Origin of the sequence: Sphaerospermopsis kisseleviana CS-549 (genome assembly GCF_028329225.1) — a bacterium.
Taxonomy (GTDB): Bacteria; Cyanobacteriota; Cyanobacteriia; order Cyanobacteriales; family Nostocaceae; genus Sphaerospermopsis; species Sphaerospermopsis kisseleviana.
Map to the genome: position 1 here is coordinate 1 of NZ_JAQMTI010000229.1, position 18,118 is coordinate 18,118.

Genomic DNA, 18,118 nt, shown 5'->3' on the forward strand with positions numbered 1-18,118 from the left:
GTGTGGGAGATGGGGAAGCGGTAGGTGTGGGGGTAGGTGTGGGAGATGGGGAAGCGGTAGGTGTGGGGGTAGGTGTGGGAGATGGGGAAGCGGTAGGTGTGGGGGTAGATGTGGGAAATGGGGAAGCGGTGGGAGATGGGGTAGATGTGGGAGATGGGGATGATAGCTTTCTAGTTAATGCTACACCTAAAGTTAAAGGACCTTTTAAATCTTGACCTTCATTAAACTCTAAATTTTCGTTTTGTTGGTCACTTTCTGCCCAACTATTAGGATATGATTTAGTTCTGAGTAAAGGAGTAGATTGAATCTCAGGAATTGGTTCAATGAGAATAGGACGTGCGAGGGGATAGAAAGAAATACCATTACCAAAATCTTTAGTGATGGGATGTTGTCCATACTCTGTAACAGCAGGTGCAGCAGGTCCTAGTCCTAAAGTTGTTCCAGAAACATCAACAGCTAAACGATTATCTAATTTTACACCCCAATCTTGCAATAAGTCATCAATTTTTGGGTCAGTATTAGGGTCAACCATTAACATTAAATTACCGCCACGATTGAGATAATCTTCTAAAGCTGTAACTTCACCTGCTAATAACTCTCGTTTTGGACCAGCGACGACAACAACAGCAGCATCTTCAGGGACTGTAGTTTGTTCTGTTAAACTCAGAGGTAAAGCTGTAAAATTTTTGTCTGCTAATCCTTGAATAGCTTGAGAAATAGCATTTTTAGCATCTGTAAATTCTAGTTCACCGTGACCTTGCAGAAAGTAAACTTTAGCGGTATTGTTACTAGTTATTTGTTGTAAACGGCTAGTTAATCTTACTTCTGATAGACGTTCATATTCATTGACAGTTTGTACTAATTGGCGCTTATTATCAAATTCTAGATAAACTTCGCCAAAAGCTTTCACACCAAATTTTTCTGCTAGTCCTGGTCTGGTTTGAGGGTCGATATATTCAAAGTTAAACTTAGGAGTTTGACGACGATAATTTTCTAGTAATTGTTCATCTTGCAAATTTTGTTCTCTGGTAAATAACCAGACTTTTGCAGGTTTGGGTAAGGTACGCAGTAATTCTTTAGATTGGGGTGCGAGGGTAAATAATTGAGTTTCTGTTAAATCTAATCTTAACTGATACCGTGTACCTAAAAAATTGATTAATCCTAATATTGTTAATACTGCCAAAGTTGCCACTAAGGCGTTAGTTGTAGATACGGTAGAACGTTGTTTCCAAAATTGATTTTTTTGGGCTTGGAAAAATACCCAAACAATGCAAATCAAAAGACCTGCTATGATAAATACTAGAGGTAATATACCCCATGTATCTGAAATTAACCCGACTGTTAAACCCAGAGTTAATAAGAATGGACCCAACAAAAATAGTAGGTTAGCGAAATTTTTTTTAGGTATTTTTTTCATTATTGGTGATTGGTGATTGGTGATTGGTGATTGGTGATTGGTGATTGGTGACTGGTGACTGGTGATTGGTGATTGGTGATTGGTAATGGGTAATTGGTACAAACTTCTTTACTGTCACCTGTCACCTGTCACCTGTCACCTCCTAACTATTGACGTTGAAAACGCAGTGCATCTATTGATTGGGCGGTGAGGAAAATTCCTAAAATAATGTAACTAACAAATAAAATTAAGGCGCTACTATCAAAAATTCCTTGAATTAATGTGTTGTAATGTTTGAGTAGGGATAGATGAGCTAAACTGTCTCCCACCGGACCGGGTATAGCTTTGGATATGGAATCTATTAATAATAGTAATATAACCACAAAAAAGGTAAGGACAGCTGATAACAGTGTGCTGTCTGTTAAGGAGGAAATGAACATTCCTAATGATAAAATTGCTGCTGCTAATAATATTAATCCTACATGACCAAGAATAGGAATAACTGGAGACATGGCAGGATTAGAACCGCTAATGGCTAGGGTTTCAAATCCGAGTAACGGTAATACCATTGTCATAAAAAATGTTAAAACTCCTAATAATTTACCTACGGCTACAGCCCAGTTAGTAACTGGTGATGTGGCTAATAATTCTAATGTTCCCCGTTTGCGTTCTTCCGCATAAAGTCCCATTGAAAGTATGGGTAAAATAAACAATAATAACCAACTGATTCTATCTAAAAATGCCCGGATAAATTCATAGGGTACATCTATGGGCGGAACGGGTACTCCTAATTGTTGTCCTTGGATATCTAAATCTGCAACTGTGGGCAAAATTCCCCCTGGACCTATTAAAATCATCACCAAAAATAAGCCAGAAATAAACCAAAAGATGCCAGCTATACCATAAGCTAAGGGTGATACAAAATAACTTTGTAATTCTCGGCGATAAATGGCAATTATATTAGCGATGATGATACCCATGTTATGCGTTTTCTCCTTCTGTTTCTGGTGAGTTTTTTAGTATAGTTTCTGGTATAGTTTCTGGTGTTTCTTTTGCTGGGGGAAGTAAATTTTTCTCTTCGGTTGTTAGTTGTAAAAATACATCTTCTAAACTAGCACTAACCCGCCGCATTTCATATAAATTAAATCCTCCCCGAATTAATGCGGCTGCAATATCCTTTCCTGGTTCTGTGCCTGGTTGAGATATAACACGCAGTAGGGGACGATGATCATGACTTATCGGCATTGATTCTACCAAAATCACGTCCTTTACATTTTGTAATACCTGTTTTGCTAGGGTAACTTCTCCAGAAATTTCTAACTCATAACCCGAACCTCCGGTTAACTGTGTCATTAAATTTTCTGGGGTGTTGGTAGCTACGACTTTACCACGGTTGATGATGGCTACGCGGCTACAGGTCATGCTCACTTCTGGGAGAATATGGGTAGAGAGGATGATGGTGTGTGTACCGGCTAGACTTTTGATCAAGTTTCGCACGTCGATAATTTGCCGGGGGTCTAGTCCTACGGTGGGTTCATCAAGGATAATGGCCGGAGGATCATGGACTATTGCTTGTGCTATTCCCACTCTTTGGCGAAAACCTTTGGAAAGCTTGCGAATAATGACTTTACGCTTTTCTGTGAGGTTGCAGCGTTTCATAGCAGCTTGCACTTTTTGGGGGCGATCGCCAGCGGATACCCCTTTAATTCGAGCTACAAAGTGCAAAAATCCCTCTACCGTCATTTCGGGGTATAAAGGCGGTGTTTCCGGTAAATAGCCGATTTTTTGCCGCACTGCTAAAGAATTTTCATGGACATCATACCCGGCTATTTTGGCTGTTCCTTTGGTCGCTGGCAGATAACCGGCTAAAATCCGCATGGTTGTGGTTTTACCCGCACCGTTGGGACCTAAGAAACCTAAAATTTCTCCAGGTTCTACGTTAAAGGTGACATCGGTTATCGCTGCGGTAGAACCATATATTTTACTCAGATGTTCAACTTCTATCATTGGGATATTATTGGTGTGATATATGTGATATGTGTTAGCGATCGCGGAATACTAGGAAGGAATTTCATTTACCAACATAAATAATATTGACATTTTCTCTACATTATTGGGGACCTATGAAAAATATAATACATAATATACATTCTCGATCTAAGTTTGAACCTTTACTAGTCACCCAAACCATTAAAAATAGTCACGTTACGTTTTATAAAATTAGATAAAATTAGAATTGTTGTACTGTTCCCTATTAGCTAAAGTGTCTGAATCTTTACCTTTGCGCGATCGCTACCTGGCTTTAATTGATCAAATAGTCGAAACCACCCTCAAAGGCAAAATTAGCTCCGTAGAACAAGTGTACCAAATGTTACTTCAAAGCATTGCTTCCGGTACGGGAGAAGTGTTTGAGTTAGCTTTGAGCGATCGCTTGAATACCATCCAAACAAAAGTAGACAGCGAAACAGACGAACTCAAAAAAGCCAAAGCCACCCGTAGTTTAAGAGCAATTAAAACTATTCAAACACAATGGCAACGCTGTCAAGAACAAAACAAAGCAACCGAAATCATAGCTTCAGCAGTACGGGAAATTACCATTGCTAGTAATGAAGAGCGTTTAGCCGTATTCCTGCGCTACACCGATCCCAATCAAAAATATCCCTTAAATTTATCACAACTACAACAAATAGCCAAATCCTTACAGCAATTTGGTGCAGCTAACTCAGATTTAACACAGATATCCACAGGTATAACTCAGGCGATCGCCGCTTGGCAACGCATCCAAGAAAACCTCCTCAGTTGGATGTATGAACAAAAAACCTCTCTCGGTTTTGGTGGTGTACCTGGTGAAAAAGGACCTTGGGCAAGTTGGGCGAAATTAGTCAAAAGCGAAATACCACAATCATTTTTTCAGACTTTAGCAATAGAACAATCTCCAATAGAATTTACCCAAAAACAACAAAACCTTAGCTTCAGTGATTGGGTAGAATTAACAATAGTTTTACAATTCTTACAACGAGGTTTAGTTAGTTGGTTTGATAAACAAGCTTATGATATTCAAGCAGGTCCAAAATTATCAATTTCCACATTTTTAACCTTTGCCATCATTTGGAGTCAACTAGCAAACGGTTGGCAAAATCAATCAATAATATATAGTAATGGCGCTTCACAAATAATGTTACAAATTTTGCGAACCTTTGCCCAACGTCCCTATTTTCCCCTTTATGGTGGAATTTTTGCTTCTTTTTCTGGTAGTTATTTACGGGATGCACTCGATTATTTAGATGAACCTCTACGTTCGGCAGCAGGAACACAAGAAAAAGCCAGAATTTTAACATTATTAGGTTATTCTCAACGAGCTTTAGGCAATTATCCGCGCTCAATAAATTTCCATCAACAAGCTTTAGAAATTGCCAGAAATGCTCAAGATACAACTTGCGAAATTGCTAATCTTAACCACCTCAGTCGTACCTATGTCCAAGAAAAAAATTATGCTGAAGCAATAAATAATAGTCAAAGAGCATTAATATTAAGTAGACAAACAGGAGATAAAAGCGGAGAAACTAACGCCCTGGTAAACTTAGGTTACAGCGAAGTAATGCAAGCACAGCAATTAGAAAACACTGAACCAGAAGTTTATGAATCTGCTATTAATTATCTAGAACAAGGTTTAAAATTAGCCGAAAAAATTGGGGATATTCAAACTCAATCTTTATGTTTTAGTAGTTTGGGAATTGCTTATTTAGTTACTTCTCAATATCAAGAAGCCATCAAATATTTAGAACTGGGTTTTAGAACTGCCCAAGTTTCCGGGGATTTATATATTCAAGGTCGAAATTTAGCTTATTTAGCAGAAGCTTATTATAACCTGCTCAATTTTGAAAAAGCCATTTATACAGGTAGTTTGGGAATGTATCTATTAGAACAAATTTCATCTCAAGAATGGCAACAACCCGCAGGTTTATTAACCACAATCAAAAGACAATTGGGAGAAGATAAATTTCAAGTTTTATTGCAACAAAACCGCCCTAAGATCATTTCTGTTATTGGTGTAGACGGTTATGATTATTTACCTGATTTATTAGCAAGATATTAGTTACACCATATTTCATCTGGATGAGGTACACCAGGGCGGGCAGGATGCCCACCCCACAAGAGTTTTATTTTTACAGTTATTTTCAGGTAAATAAACCACATTTTGATTTAGGTTTCGCGTCAACAATGTAGGCGCGTTCGCGAAGCGTGCTGGAAGCATCAGCATTCGGACAATTAATTATCGGTTTTTACCTAAGACTATCATCCGAATGCTTCGCCCTTACTGTGGTCTAAAGACAATTCATTAACATGAAACTAAAAAAAGTTGCGGATCTTATCCTTTAATTATTTTTGGGAAGCCAGTTAATATCAAGTAATTGTTCGAGAGTATAAGGACAACTTTCTGGAAATGAAATGTTATAACCTGTCTTTTGTCTTACATATTTGAGTGCTTTTTCATAAATTATGGATTGATTTTCCTGTAAATGATTTTTGAAGTTTTTGGTTAAATCTTCATTGATTTGAGTCCTAAAACTCAAAATTTCTGCTTGCCAATGATTAGCATTATAATCATATTCATTATGCCAATATTGCAGTAGCAGTAAATGTCTGATAATTTGTTCAAGGAATCTTTCTAATGTTTTCTTTTCTCGCCGACTCAATTCTTCTAATTCCTCAATTAAATGATCCTTGTCTAATTTTTCCCATTGGTTTTGTTTTAAAAATTTAATCGTTTGTTCTAACCATTGATCATATTCAATCTCATAAAGAGATGCTAAATCATCTGTGATTTTCATTGCTGATCTCTACCTAATTTGCTTCTTATACTTTCAATTATGTATTACCTTCTTCAATAACTGAGGAATTTGAGCAGGATATTCAGCCACAGGAACTTGTGCAGCTTGGAAAGCCGCTAATTTACTTTGAGTCGTGCCAAAATTGGGATCACGTTTCACAACGGTTGCTATATTTCCTGTTTGATGCCAATATTTGTTTGGCGGTGCGTGTCTACCTGCAATATAAGCAATGACTGGTTTATCAATAGCTTCAGCAATGTATCTTGCAGCATTTTCTTCACTTTCTCCCCCTGGTTGGCCGACTACAACTATTGCTTCTGTAGTTTCTTCCTCATCCAGAATTTGCAACCATTGAGAAAAGGAAGAACCGACAATAGCATCACTACCAATACTGACACTAATCGACTGACCTAAACCAGCTTTGGTTAATTCCCAGGCTACCTCATAAGTCAGGGTACTACTACGGCTAACAATTCCCACAGATCCAGGGGTGTAAAATTCACTAGGTTGAGTGCCTAAGAGAATTTTACCAGGAACAATAATTCCTGGACTGTTAGGACCTACTAGCAAAATTTCATGACTTTCTGTAGTGCGGAGTAATTTCACCATATCTAAAGGTGGTACACCAGCAGAAATAATAATTATCTGTCTAATATTAGAGGCGATCGCTTCTAAAGCTGCATCCAAAACTTGATAAGGATGGACACAAATAATGGTTGTATCAATTTGTCCAAATTTTGAGATAGCTTCCTCTACTAAGTCAAAAACTGGCAAACTGTAGATTTTCTTTCCACCACATCCAGGATCAACACCAGCTACTAAATTAGTGCCATAAGCCTTCATTTGAGCAATATGAGTTGCTGATATAAATTCACAAAAACCCTGAATTAAAACTTTACTGTCTGGTTTTAAGTTCATAAAATTTAGTTATTGGGAATTGGGAATTGGGAATTGGGAATTGGGAACAGGGAACAGGGAACAGGAAAAGAGAAATTTTTAATTTTTAATTTTTAATTGCTTTGTTACCTGTCACCTGTTACTACTTCTTGTAAGCTGGTAACTTAGCTAGACGGACTGCTTGTTGAACAGCCTCATCTAAATTTTCTACTACTATCAGCCTCTCAGTTTCAGCTTTGAGTTGAGCTAAATATTTCCTAGCTTGATCAAAATCAAAACCAGCAAGACGGACAACCAACCTGGGTAAGTTTTTCGGTTTATATTTACTTCCGTTAGACGTATAAGATTTGAGTTCTTTTGGATCTAGTTGGATAAAATTAGCAATTACTTCTGGCATCTGAGAAACTTGAGGAATAGAACCCAAAAAGTTAATCAGAATCACTTGAATGCTTTTATCAGCAGCCAACATTTTTAAACCACTTTCCAGGCGATCGCAAAATGTCGTCGGTTCAGTATCAGTCAAGAAAGAATGTCGTAAATTTAAAGATACACCTGGTTTACCACCCGCATTAAAAACTGCATCCAAGGTTGTCAACACCGAACCCGTACCATTGCCCAATATACCTATTTTGCCGTGTATTTCTAACCCATCCCAATTACCCAAGATACTGTTGATCTTGCTATTTTTATGACGGCCAATCATTTTTGCCGCCATTTTGGCTATTTCTGGATGTCGGTTAATTGCTCTTTCATTAACTCTAACTTTACCATTGAGTGCCATAACTTGCCCAGAAACACTAACAGCTAGAGGATTTATCTCTACTAAATCTAAGTCCTTCTGCACAAATAACTTATACATTTTTTCTACAATATCACTTACCGACTGCATCAGCGCACCCTGTAAGCCCATTTTCAAACCCAGTCTTCTGGCATAAAATGGCGAAAATTCCTGTTCTACCACCACATATTGCATTTTCTCCCCTGGAGATTCCCAATCAATATCTGGTTCTTTGCAACCTAAAAGCACTGGACGACAGATAGCGGTATCTAAAACCACGGCCAGATAAAATTCATCCTTGGCATCATACTTAGTTTCTGCCAGTAAAACCTCTGGCAATTCTCCCCAAATTGGTAAATTAAAGATATTTTGGGCAGCTGCGATCGCATCAATGGTGGTTTCCACAATTCTGACTCCACCAGCTTTAGCCCGTTCATCTGCGTGTACTTGCGATTTGAGTACAATCGGATAGCTAATTTTTAAACGTTTTAAATCTGTAGGATGGTCAATTCGTTGAGATGGTAAAACAGGAATGCCCATCTTATCAAACCATTCTTTAACTTGGTACTCCAATAAATCCATTGGTACACACCTTGTATTAACAATTTCAAATCTAATTTTTATTGCTGTCTCATCGTTTGCACAGCACTTTATTTATATAATCACGCTTCGGTTTGCTAGAAAATTGATTTGGCAAGAATCAATTTTATCGAATTAAGTATAAGTAATAGTGGTACACTCAATTCTCAAACCCCAACCGCTGCTATTTGGTTGATTAGACCTTTTGATCCTCCTTGGTCAACTTGCCAGTCTAAAAAATTACTTGGATCTTCTTGTATATTTTTTCCTGGATAATTTATACTCGCATTTGTATTGTCTAATTTATGATCTAGTAGTATAAAAAAGCAGAATCCTAAACCATTGCTGCTCACTCGCTTTCTGGTAAAAGATGGAACTTTGTGTTAAAAACTAGTTCTCTGGGACAGGAAACCAAGGTTCAGCCTTGAGAAAATCAAATACTTATATATTAAAACACCAGTATATGATTGGGTTTTGTCAAACAGTTAGTAAAACCATCTATTCTGAATGTGACAAAGACCAGAACTTTATTTCATCTACTCCAAGATAATAAAAACTATAAAACTATATACAACATTAGCAGTAGACATTATGAAAGATAAATTCCCAAAAGAAGATATCCAGCATTTAACCAGTATTTTACAGGAAAAACTACTGGTAGAACTTCCATCTGTCCCAGTTCTCCAGGTGAGATGCGCTGTCCAGAAAGACGCACTGATGATTTTAACTCAGCACCCTCCAGGTATAGCAGTTGATAGCCAAAAAATCTTTGCCATCCTTGAGGAATCGCTCCAGTGGCAATCTCAATATCATGATCAAAGGGTGCAATTTTATGTCAGGGTTTCAGGAGAAAAACTACCCTATGCTAAACATTCAATCACTATCAAGGCTAAGAAAATACAGAAAGACCAGCAAATTACGTCCCTGGAAACAAGCAATGGCTTTAATAACGGTGCTGCTAAAAACCAGCTAACTTTTCCCCCACTGGAAATTCCTGATCTCTCATCTCCTGTAACCGATGTTCATATATCGGATCATCCATTTAGTTTACTAAAAGATGATCATATCGCGGATCATCCATTTGCTTCACTAACAGAGAACCATATCTTTGATCATCCATTGAGTTCTCGAACCGAAGAAAATATTTCTGATTCTACCTTTAGTTCCGATCTTTCATTTGGCTCAGATAATTCATTAAATTCAGATACCATACTAAGATCAGAGGCATTATTTAACTCGGATGCTACATTTAGCTCAAATAGCTCATTGTTCAATGAGAGTGAGAATGAGTTAGCCGAAGAAGAAAAATTTGACCCATTTGCAGGGACAGAAAGCCTAGCAAAACGCAAAAGACAGCCGACATCATTACCACTCCCACCTTTACCCATCCTCTTAGGAGGAGTCTTGGGAGTGACTGTCATTTGTGGAGGCGGTGCTTTTTTTCTGAATCGTGCTTGTGTGATTGGTGAATGCAAAGAATTACAAACAGCCGATCAGTTAAAAAGCAACTCTCAGCAATCAATCCGTACAGCTAAATCTACACAAGAACTAATAGCATTACAACAGCAGCTGGATAAAGTTATTTCTGATCTCAAAGTAATTCCCCAATGGTCTCCACGTTATCAGCAAGCGCAGGAACTAGCTGCCAGTTTTTCTAACCAATTAACAAAAATTAACTTAGTAATCAAAGCTTTACAAGCCGCCGCCGCCGCAGAGCAAAAAATTCAAACTCCCGCAACTAGCTTAGATGAACTTCGCAGCAGACAAATTTTATGGAGACAAGCAATTATACCACTGGAAGCTATTAAACCTAGTCATGAACTACATAGTTTGGTGCAGGCAAAATTACCCAAATATCACAGCAATTTAAAAGCGATCAATCAGAAGTTACAGAATGAAGAATCATGGCAGAAAAAACTTACCACAGCCAAAACTGTAGCTAATTCAGCCAACCAGCGTCAAGCTACTGCTAAATCCGGTAATGATTGGCAAAGAGTACAATTTGCTTGGCAACAAGTAATTAATGATTTGAAAAGTATTCCCGCCACCAGCACAGCAAATGAAGAAGCCAAAAAACTGTTAGCGGAATATCAACCAAAACTCATATTGGCACGCAACCGCGCTACCAGAGAAATAGCAGCAGCCTCCACTTTTCAACAAGCTACCAACTTTGCAAATCAAGCTAAAGTATTCGAGGCGAAAAATCAATGGACACAAGCAATAGCATCTTGGCAACAAGCTATACAGACGGCTAAACAGGTTTCTCAAGATAGTTCCATCTATAATCAAGCACAGTCGCTCATTCAAACCTATTCTACTAGTTTAGGACAGACACTGGAAAAACAGCAACTCTATGGTAACTTGGCACAAAGTCAGGCTGATTTAAGCAAAACCTGCCTCAGTGGCATACGTTTATGCACTTTCACAATTGAAGAACAACCCAAAGGACGTATTATTGTCCGTTTAACCCCGGAGTATGACCGAAGACTGCAAACTCCTACTCCTGATATACAAAATCACTTCCAAACTTTGCAACAGGCTTTAGGAGTCATCAGTGAAAATGCCAACCTCCCCCTATTTCTCTACAATTCCCAGGGAGAAGAAAGGTATATGAAGAATCCACAATAGGGGGACTGGTGACTGGTGACTGGTGACTGGTGACTGGGGAAGAAAATTTTAGATTTTAGATTTTAGATTTTAGATTGGAATTGACAAAAACAATCCAAAATCCAAAATCCAAAATCCAAAATTGAATTACCAATTACCAATTACCCATCCCTAAAAACCCAAATAATTTTGTAAAGCTTGGCGCATTTCGGTTACAGGAATTTCTTCATTTTGTAACCAGATTTTTAATGCTGCTGCACCTTGTTGAACTAGCATTTCTAAACCATCAATGGGAATTGCACCTTGTTTTTCTGCTATTTGTAAAAATTTTGTTGGTTTGGGAATGTAAATTAAATCATAAGCAATTGCACCTGAAGGTAATTTAACCATTTCCTCTGCACTTAAAGGAGATTCATTGACATGAGGATACATCCCGATGGGAGTAGTATTTACTAACAAATTAGCTTGGGGAATTAAATTTGGTAATTCTTCCCAAGTATGAACTTGAAATTTATCTGCAAAGGGTGAATTTTGCCAACTTTCATGAAATGCTTTTAACTTATATATGTTCCTTCCTACTATATGAATTTCTGAAAACCCTAGTTGAATACAACCAGCAACAACCGCCCTCGCAGCGCCACCATTTCCTAAAATTACTGCGGTTTTCTGACTCCAATCTTGATGATAGGTGGTTTGTAAAGGTGCGATAAACCCTTCTACATCGGTATTTGTTCCTACCCAAATGTCACCTTGACGAGTGACGGTATTAACTGCACCTATAGATTGAGCGATGGGGTAAATTTCTGATAATAAAGGTATTATTGCCTGTTTATGGGGAATTGTTACACTAAAACCGACAACACCAATAGCTGCAAAACCAGCGATCGCAATTTCTAAATTTTCTGGTGCAATAGGAAAAGGTAAATAAACATAATCTAACCCTAATTTACTCAAAGCTGCATTGTGCATCATTGGTGACAGGGAATGTTCTACAGGATGGCCAATAACTCCCAAAAGTTTAGTTTTTCCAGTGATTTTCTGAAGATAATTATTCTCTTGCTGATTCATAAACATCATGTTTTTTAAAAAACGTATTGCAATTATACTTATTTTTGGTAACTTATTTTTGGTAACTTATTTTTGGTAACTTCCCCAAAAAAATAACCCGGTTGCATTAAACAACCAGGCTAAATGCCAGATATTAAATGAGATTAAATGAGATTAAATTAATACATCAACCCAAACAACACTTGACACTTCCACTTCATCACCGATGATGAAATAGTCAATACAAAAGTAAGGGTAATTCATGAATTACCCCTACGCAAAAATCAGGTTTTGAGTTCAATCTTGCGTAAGTCAAGTCCTAAAATATGTTGACTCCTGTACGGGTTTAGCACTGCTAAACCCCTACTGAATCCTTACCTAAATCTTAATTTTCACCCAAGTTTATTTTCACAACTTTGTTCTTTTCTTCCACCAATTTGGGTAAATTCAGATGCAAAATACCATCTTTATAATCGGCGGTAACTTTGGTATTTTGAATAGGTACAGGTAGAGGAATTACACGCTGAAATTGACCATAATAAAATTCACTTTTGGTTTTAGCTTTATCTTCTTCTTTGTGTTGAAACTTCCGTTCACCGCTAATAGAAACTGCATCTTCTGTAACTTGAATATCTAAGTCTTTAGCTTCCATACCAGGAACTTCTAACTTGAGAATTATTGCATCATCAGTTTCAATTATTTCCGCAGCAGGAATTTTCGGGACATTAGTTAACTCTTTCAAAGTATTAGGTATAAATCCTTCTACTAAAAGATTAACGCGACGTTCTAAGGTGTCGATTTCTTTCCAGGGGTTGTAACGAATAACTGTCATATACTTTTACCTCTATATTGTTGGTTGTTTGTTTGAGTTGTTTTTATCAACTCTTTGATTATTATCTTAGTGAGGTTCAAAAATAATGTAAATCCGGTTTTTATCACTTATTAAATGATGATTACCGAACCGATATTTTCGATTATAAATATTTTCGGTTTACGCGAATATTTCTGGTTCGGTTTACACGACAAATATCAATTTAAAATTAACCAGATGGGTAGCTTTGATCAAAAATTCACCTCAATACTTTTCCATTAATTGTCAGTTAAGGTTTTAATCCCCCCAACCTCCCATTCAAAGAATGCCTAAAAATCCGTTTGTTTCCCCTTTTTTCAGGGGGATAATGGGGGATATCCAATATTTACAATACGTCAGTCTCGTTAACCGAACCGTATTGCTGTGAGCTTAATTAGTTTATTAATTGTTTAAATAAGTAAGTAAATAAATAAATAAATTGACTGTTAATTATCATACATGATATATTATACAGGTGCATACAATTTTATTGAATGATTACGAAATAAATCAAAAATTAAAACACATAAATTTATACGTTTTAACACCATGCTACCTATAATTACGGAATTTAGCATTTTGACTTTAGTCATATTTTTTTCTCTTTCCCTGCGATACCTGATTGTATCTTTCTTGTTATATTGGTTGCTGTGGATTCGCAGACCAAAGTCTTGGGAAAATCGTCGTCTTCAAGATATCAATAGACGCAAAAACAAAATCTCCACTGAAATTAAATGGTCAATTTTATCCTGTCTTATTTTTTCACCCTTAGTTGCTTTGACGATGAAAATCATAGAAACTGGACATACCAAAGTTTATTTTGATCCTCTAGGATATGGGTGGTTATATTTACCTTTAAGCCTGTTTATATATTTGTTTTTGCACGACACTTATTTTTATTGGACACATTTCTGGCTACATAACCCTAAAATGTATCGGCGGTTTCATAAGGTCCATCATGAATCTATTAACCCAACACCCTGGACTTCCTTTTGCTTTGATCCATTTGAGAGCATAATTCAAGCAATTATTATTCCGATTTTGCTTTTGATCATTCCCATTCACATTAGTATGGTAGTTTTGTTATTGATATTGATGACTTTATTTGGCGTGATTAATCACACAGGTTATGAGGTTTACCCAAGTTCCTGGATGCGCGGTTTTTGGAATCAATATTGGATTACACCTACCCATCACACTTTGCATCATCACAAGTTCAATTGCAATTATGGTCTTTATTTTCGCTTTTGGGATAAGTTGATGAAAACAGATGTGATGAATAATTAGTATTATATAATATAATACGTAAAAACTGTAGAAATTTTTATTTTATACAGTAAAATGAAAATAAATACATCAAAAAACACTTAACTTTAATTTAGATAATGCAGACAAATATAGCACCCTCTACAAATCCAATTTCCGGAAAATACTGGCAATGGCGAGGACACAATGTATACTATGTACAAGCGGGAAAAAAACAACCCCAGCGCCCCTCTTTGCTTTTAGTACATGGCTTTGGTGCTTCTACTGATCACTGGCGTAAAAATATTACTGGACTTTGTGCAGATTTTCAAGTATTTGCTATTGATCTTTTAGGGTTTGGACGTTCAGCAAAACCGAAATTACAGTATAGTGGGGATTTATGGCGTGAACAACTGCGAGATTTTATTAGTGAAGTCATTGGTGAAAAAACAGTTGTAGCGGGTAACTCTCTTGGTGGTTATGCTTGTTTATGTGTGGGTGCAAAATATCCTGATTTGGTTGCGGGGGTAGTATTACTTAATAGTGCAGGTCCATTTTCGCAAACGGAAGGGGAACAAGTGCAAATGCAACCTGCACAAAATCCCTTACAGAAATTAATTGGTAACACTGTCAAATGGACTTTTAAACAACGTTTATTTCAGGCTTTATTATTTCAATATGTGCGTCAACGTTGGGTAATTCGTCGTACTTTAGAAAAGGTTTATTTAGATAAAACTGCAATTACTAATCAATTAGTTACAGAAATTCAACGTCCAGCTTATGATCCAGGTGCTTTAGATGTTTTTGTGTCTGTTTTTAGCACTCCCCAAGGGGAAAAAGTTGATGTTTTACTCAAGCAATTAACTTGTCCTTTATTATTGTTATGGGGTGAAGCTGATCCTTGGATGAAAGCGCGGGAACGTTCCCAAAAGTTCCATGAATATTATCCCCAATTAACAGAATATTTTATCAATGCTGGTCATTGTCCCCATGATGAAGCACCTGATCAAATAAACCCTCTTTTCCGCGATTGGGTTTTATCTATTACTAATTGATAATTGATAATTGACAATTGACAATTGATAATTGACAATTGATAATTGATTCATTCAGGGTTTAAAGCTTCCCCTTTTTTATGGGGAAAAAGATAAAAGCTTGCCATTTTTCCATTCAATCCTCTTCCTTCTAGAACACCGATTCATTAATCGTAAGGGCGAAGGATTCGGACAGAATATGAACTGGTTTCAGCGATAGGTTATGACCCGAATGCTTCGCCCCTACAAGGTAAAAACAGATTACCTAGCATTACTGAATCGACGTTCTAGGGAAAGTTAATTGTCAATTGTCCATTGTCAATTGTCAATTGATAAAAACCTAAAAACCTGATCAGGGTTGACCAGGTTCTAGCGAATTGATTAGTTTCAAATTTTTGGGATTAAGTAAGTGATTGAAATTCAATAACTAGGGGTGGACAATCTCACAAGTTTAGCATTTTCCTGTTTTTCCGCTTAGGGATTTGGCGCAACTATAGATAATAGTCGGAATGCCACTTTAAGTTGTAAATCCTAAAACTTGTTTGGGCTTTTGACGGGGGACACTTATGTCATTGCCCGATAGGGTTGGTTGTTCTTGTTCTGTGTCCTTCTGAACTTATGAATATAATCTAGCATTCTTTTTTTCTGATGCAATGACTTGTTTACGAAAGTTGATGTTTTGTTTCATTTAGCAATATTGGGAGTAGGTGACAGGTGACAGGTGACAGGTGACAGGTGACAGGTGACAGGTGACTGGGTAATCAATTTGATGTTTCCCAATCAACTATCAACTATCAACTATCAACTATCAACTATCAACTATCAACTATCAACTATCACCATTCCCACATAATTCCGGTATTGTCAAAATGGCTGGTTACAATGCGGCCAATATTGTCTATTTGGGCTATTTCTTCAGCAGAAAGTTTGACTTCTGCGGCTTTGGCGTTATCTTGTGCTTGTTGGGGATATCTTGCACCAGCGATCGCATTACTTTGGGGTTGGGCTATTAACCAGGCTAATGCTAACTGCGCTAAACTACAATTATGTTTTTCGGCTACTGGTCTAAGTTTTTCTAAGGCTTGTTGAGCGCGTTCAAAATTCTCTCCTTGAAATAACTTATTTTGCGATCGGTTATCTTCTGGATCAAATTTATGTCCTGGGGCAAATTTACCAGTTAACAATCCTTGTGCTAAGGGTGAATAAGCCAAAATTGAAATATTATTTTCTACACAATAAGGCATGGCATCGGTTTCTACATTGCGCCAAAAAAGGGAGTAAGCTGGTTGTAAACTATCAATTCTGCCATATTGAACGGCTTCTGCTAGTTGTTCACGGGAAAAGTTAGAAACACCGATGGCGCGAATTTTACCTTGTTCTTTTAAGTCATTTAAGGCACTCATGGTTTCCTCTATGGAAACGATTTCACTTTTAAAAGAACCAGATGGCCAATGAATTTGATAAAGGTCGATATAATCAGTTTGGAGATTTTTCAGGGAACGTTCACAAGCTTCTATCACTTGTTGATATTTGAGATGATTGGAAAAAACTTTAGTAGCATATTCCACGCGATCGCGTACATCGGACAAAGCTTGGGCTACAATCTGTTCAGAATGTCCATCACCATAAATTTCAGCAGTATCTATAGTTGTTATTCCCGCTTCATAAGCAGCGCGAATGGTTTTAATTGAATCTGCATCTTCTATTCCCACCCACATTCTTTTCCCTGCTTGCCAAGTTCCCATTAAAATGGGTGTGATTTTAACGGTGGATGTACCCAGTGTGCGTTTTTCCATAGTTTTGCTGTAATTTTGCTGTAATTTTGCTGTAATTTTGCTCTAATTTCTGACAAAAGGTGATATTGATGAGGAAACCATTAAACTTTTAACCTATTACCTGTAACCTGTCACCTATCACCTATCACCTATCACCTAATAAAAGACGCTCATGGAACTGACTACCACTTTTCACGCTCTCAAAGAATGGTCCGTAGCTGTAAATGCTTTAGAAAGTGGACAAACAATTATGTTACTACGTAAAGGTGGTATTCATGAACGGGGAGGACGCTTTACTGTTGCATATCCACAGGTTTTACTGCATCCTACTTACGAGCATCAACAATCTTTTATGCTCAAAGCTGAATATGCTGATTTGGTTTATCCCGTTACATCAGGATGGCATCCAGAAACAACTCGCATTGGTAGTTGGGCGGAAATTACGGATATTTTACCTGTAGCGGATGAGTCTATTGTGAGTAAATTATTGCCTTTTCATATTTGGAACGAGTATTTTATTAGCGATCGCCTGAAATGGAAAGCACGTCAACCTTTATATATTCTGTTATTACGAACTTATAAACTACCCCAAGTGCAGTATATTCCTTATTTGCCTGAATATGGTGGTTGTAAATCTTGGATTGATTTAAATCAACAAGTGCGGTTAGAAGGTTCAAAAGCGGTTTTATCAGATGATGTTTATGGTAAGTTAGTTAAAACTATTCGTGGGATTATTGGCGATCATTTGTATGCTACATCTTTATAGGTAGGAGTTAATGATTTACAGGATGTGGTGATTTTGTCTGAATCAGGATTTTCAGGATTTAAGGATTTACAGGATGTGGGTTTTTTGGTGGGAGTTTTGATTTTTAGGATGTGGTGATTTTGAGGATTTTGGATTTTGTCTGAATCAGGATATCCAGGATTAGAGGATTTTTAGAATGTGGGTTTTTTGGTGGGAGTTTTGATTTTTAGGATGTGGTGATTTTGAGGATTTTGGATTTTGTCTGAATCAGGATATCCAGGATTAGAGGATTTTTAGGATGTGGGTTTTTGGTGGGAGTTTTGATTTTTAGGA

At 37.2% G+C, this 18,118-nt stretch carries 15 protein-coding genes; 5 read left to right on the forward strand and 10 right to left on the reverse strand.

Annotated elements, in window-relative coordinates; all coding sequences use genetic code 11:
- The 4 genes from PN497_RS17810 to PN497_RS17825 form a co-directional block, all read right to left on the reverse strand.
- Positions 1-1,417, reverse strand: a 1,417-nt coding sequence (locus tag PN497_RS17810; protein ID WP_272110739.1) for a GldG family protein, incomplete at its 3' end; no start/stop codon positions are given.
- Positions 1,417-1,542: a hypothetical protein gene (locus PN497_RS17815; protein ID WP_272110740.1), complete on the reverse strand. Its 126-nt coding sequence runs from the start codon at positions 1,540-1,542 to the stop codon at positions 1,417-1,419. The genes PN497_RS17815 and PN497_RS17810, both read right to left, overlap by 1 nt.
- Positions 1,543-1,563: 21 nt before the next feature.
- The gene (locus PN497_RS17820) at positions 1,564-2,376 is read right to left on the reverse strand and encodes an ABC transporter permease (RefSeq protein WP_096567646.1); all 813 of its coding nucleotides are present in this window, start codon (positions 2,374-2,376) and stop codon (positions 1,564-1,566) included.
- Between the two features lies 1 nt (position 2,377).
- Positions 2,378-3,403, reverse strand: coding sequence for an ABC transporter ATP-binding protein (locus PN497_RS17825; RefSeq protein ID WP_096567643.1), 1,026 nt, complete (start codon positions 3,401-3,403; stop codon positions 2,378-2,380).
- A gap of 256 nt (positions 3,404-3,659) precedes the next feature.
- Here PN497_RS17825 and PN497_RS17830 point away from each other — a divergent pair, with 256 nt between their 5' ends.
- Complete coding sequence (locus PN497_RS17830; protein WP_096567641.1) at positions 3,660-5,492, forward strand: tetratricopeptide repeat protein; 1,833 nt, start codon at positions 3,660-3,662, stop codon at positions 5,490-5,492.
- A gap of 280 nt (positions 5,493-5,772) precedes the next feature.
- On the opposite strand, the gene PN497_RS17835 is transcribed toward PN497_RS17830, so the two are convergent.
- The 3 genes from PN497_RS17835 to PN497_RS17845 form a co-directional block, all read right to left on the reverse strand.
- Entirely contained in the window at positions 5,773-6,228 is a 456-nt protein-coding gene (locus tag PN497_RS17835) for a DUF29 domain-containing protein (RefSeq protein ID WP_096567639.1), read from the reverse strand.
- A gap of 33 nt (positions 6,229-6,261) precedes the next feature.
- The gene (locus PN497_RS17840; RefSeq protein WP_096567637.1) at positions 6,262-7,146 is read right to left on the reverse strand and encodes a succinate--CoA ligase subunit alpha; all 885 of its coding nucleotides are present in this window, start codon (positions 7,144-7,146) and stop codon (positions 6,262-6,264) included.
- Between the two features lie 121 nt (positions 7,147-7,267).
- Positions 7,268-8,485: a succinate--CoA ligase subunit beta gene (locus PN497_RS17845; RefSeq protein WP_096567635.1), complete on the reverse strand. Its 1,218-nt coding sequence runs from the start codon at positions 8,483-8,485 to the stop codon at positions 7,268-7,270.
- Between the two features lie 588 nt (positions 8,486-9,073).
- On the opposite strand from PN497_RS17845, the gene PN497_RS17850 reads away from it, so the two are divergent.
- On the forward strand, positions 9,074-11,110 hold the full coding sequence (locus tag PN497_RS17850) for a hypothetical protein (RefSeq protein WP_096567631.1): 2,037 nt from the start codon (positions 9,074-9,076) through the stop codon (positions 11,108-11,110).
- Between the two features lie 150 nt (positions 11,111-11,260).
- Here PN497_RS17850 and PN497_RS17855 read toward each other — a convergent pair whose 3' ends face one another.
- Both PN497_RS17855 and PN497_RS17860 read right to left on the reverse strand, forming a co-directional pair.
- Entirely contained in the window at positions 11,261-12,157 is an 897-nt protein-coding gene (locus PN497_RS17855) for a shikimate dehydrogenase (RefSeq protein WP_096572659.1), read from the reverse strand.
- Positions 12,158-12,521: 364 nt separating this feature from the next.
- Entirely contained in the window at positions 12,522-12,968 is a 447-nt protein-coding gene (locus tag PN497_RS17860) for an Hsp20/alpha crystallin family protein (protein WP_096567629.1), read from the reverse strand.
- A gap of 567 nt (positions 12,969-13,535) precedes the next feature.
- On the opposite strand from PN497_RS17860, the gene PN497_RS17865 reads away from it, so the two are divergent.
- Together PN497_RS17865 and PN497_RS17870 are read left to right on the forward strand one after the other, a co-directional pair.
- Complete coding sequence (locus tag PN497_RS17865) at positions 13,536-14,273, forward strand: sterol desaturase family protein (RefSeq protein WP_096567627.1); 738 nt, start codon at positions 13,536-13,538, stop codon at positions 14,271-14,273.
- A 98-nt stretch (positions 14,274-14,371) separates the two neighbouring features.
- Positions 14,372-15,286 (forward strand): alpha/beta fold hydrolase, encoded by a 915-nt coding sequence (locus PN497_RS17870; protein WP_096567625.1) that lies wholly within the window; start codon positions 14,372-14,374, stop codon positions 15,284-15,286.
- A gap of 815 nt (positions 15,287-16,101) precedes the next feature.
- Here the strand turns inward: PN497_RS17870 and PN497_RS17875 are convergent.
- Positions 16,102-17,061: an aldo/keto reductase gene (locus PN497_RS17875; protein WP_096567623.1), complete on the reverse strand. Its 960-nt coding sequence runs from the start codon at positions 17,059-17,061 to the stop codon at positions 16,102-16,104.
- Between the two features lie 151 nt (positions 17,062-17,212).
- On the opposite strand from PN497_RS17875, the gene PN497_RS17880 reads away from it, so the two are divergent.
- On the forward strand, positions 17,213-17,806 hold the full coding sequence (locus tag PN497_RS17880; RefSeq protein WP_096567621.1) for a DUF1802 family protein: 594 nt from the start codon (positions 17,213-17,215) through the stop codon (positions 17,804-17,806).
- Positions 17,807-18,118 lie beyond the last annotated feature (312 nt).

Bases quoted from the DNA above. Each gene is read 5' to 3' on its own strand.
- PN497_RS17850 (WP_096567631.1), top strand. From the start codon at position 9,074: ATGAAAGATAAATTCCCAAAAGAAGATATCCAGCATTTAACCAGTATT.
- PN497_RS17860 (WP_096567629.1), bottom strand. From the start codon at position 12,968: ATGACAGTTATTCGTTACAACCCCTGGAAAGAAATCGACACCTTAGAA.
- PN497_RS17840 (WP_096567637.1), bottom strand. From the start codon at position 7,146: ATGAACTTAAAACCAGACAGTAAAGTTTTAATTCAGGGTTTTTGTGAA.
- PN497_RS17825 (WP_096567643.1), bottom strand. From the start codon at position 3,403: ATGATAGAAGTTGAACATCTGAGTAAAATATATGGTTCTACCGCAGCG.
- PN497_RS17880 (WP_096567621.1), top strand. From the start codon at position 17,213: ATGGAACTGACTACCACTTTTCACGCTCTCAAAGAATGGTCCGTAGCT.
- PN497_RS17870 (WP_096567625.1), top strand. From the start codon at position 14,372: ATGCAGACAAATATAGCACCCTCTACAAATCCAATTTCCGGAAAATAC.
- PN497_RS17820 (WP_096567646.1), bottom strand. From the start codon at position 2,376: ATGGGTATCATCATCGCTAATATAATTGCCATTTATCGCCGAGAATTA.
- PN497_RS17835 (WP_096567639.1), bottom strand. From the start codon at position 6,228: ATGAAAATCACAGATGATTTAGCATCTCTTTATGAGATTGAATATGAT.
- PN497_RS17855 (WP_096572659.1), bottom strand. From the start codon at position 12,157: ATGAATCAGCAAGAGAATAATTATCTTCAGAAAATCACTGGAAAAACT.
- PN497_RS17875 (WP_096567623.1), bottom strand. From the start codon at position 17,061: ATGGAAAAACGCACACTGGGTACATCCACCGTTAAAATCACACCCATT.
- PN497_RS17845 (WP_096567635.1), bottom strand. From the start codon at position 8,485: ATGGATTTATTGGAGTACCAAGTTAAAGAATGGTTTGATAAGATGGGC.
- PN497_RS17865 (WP_096567627.1), top strand. From the start codon at position 13,536: ATGCTACCTATAATTACGGAATTTAGCATTTTGACTTTAGTCATATTT.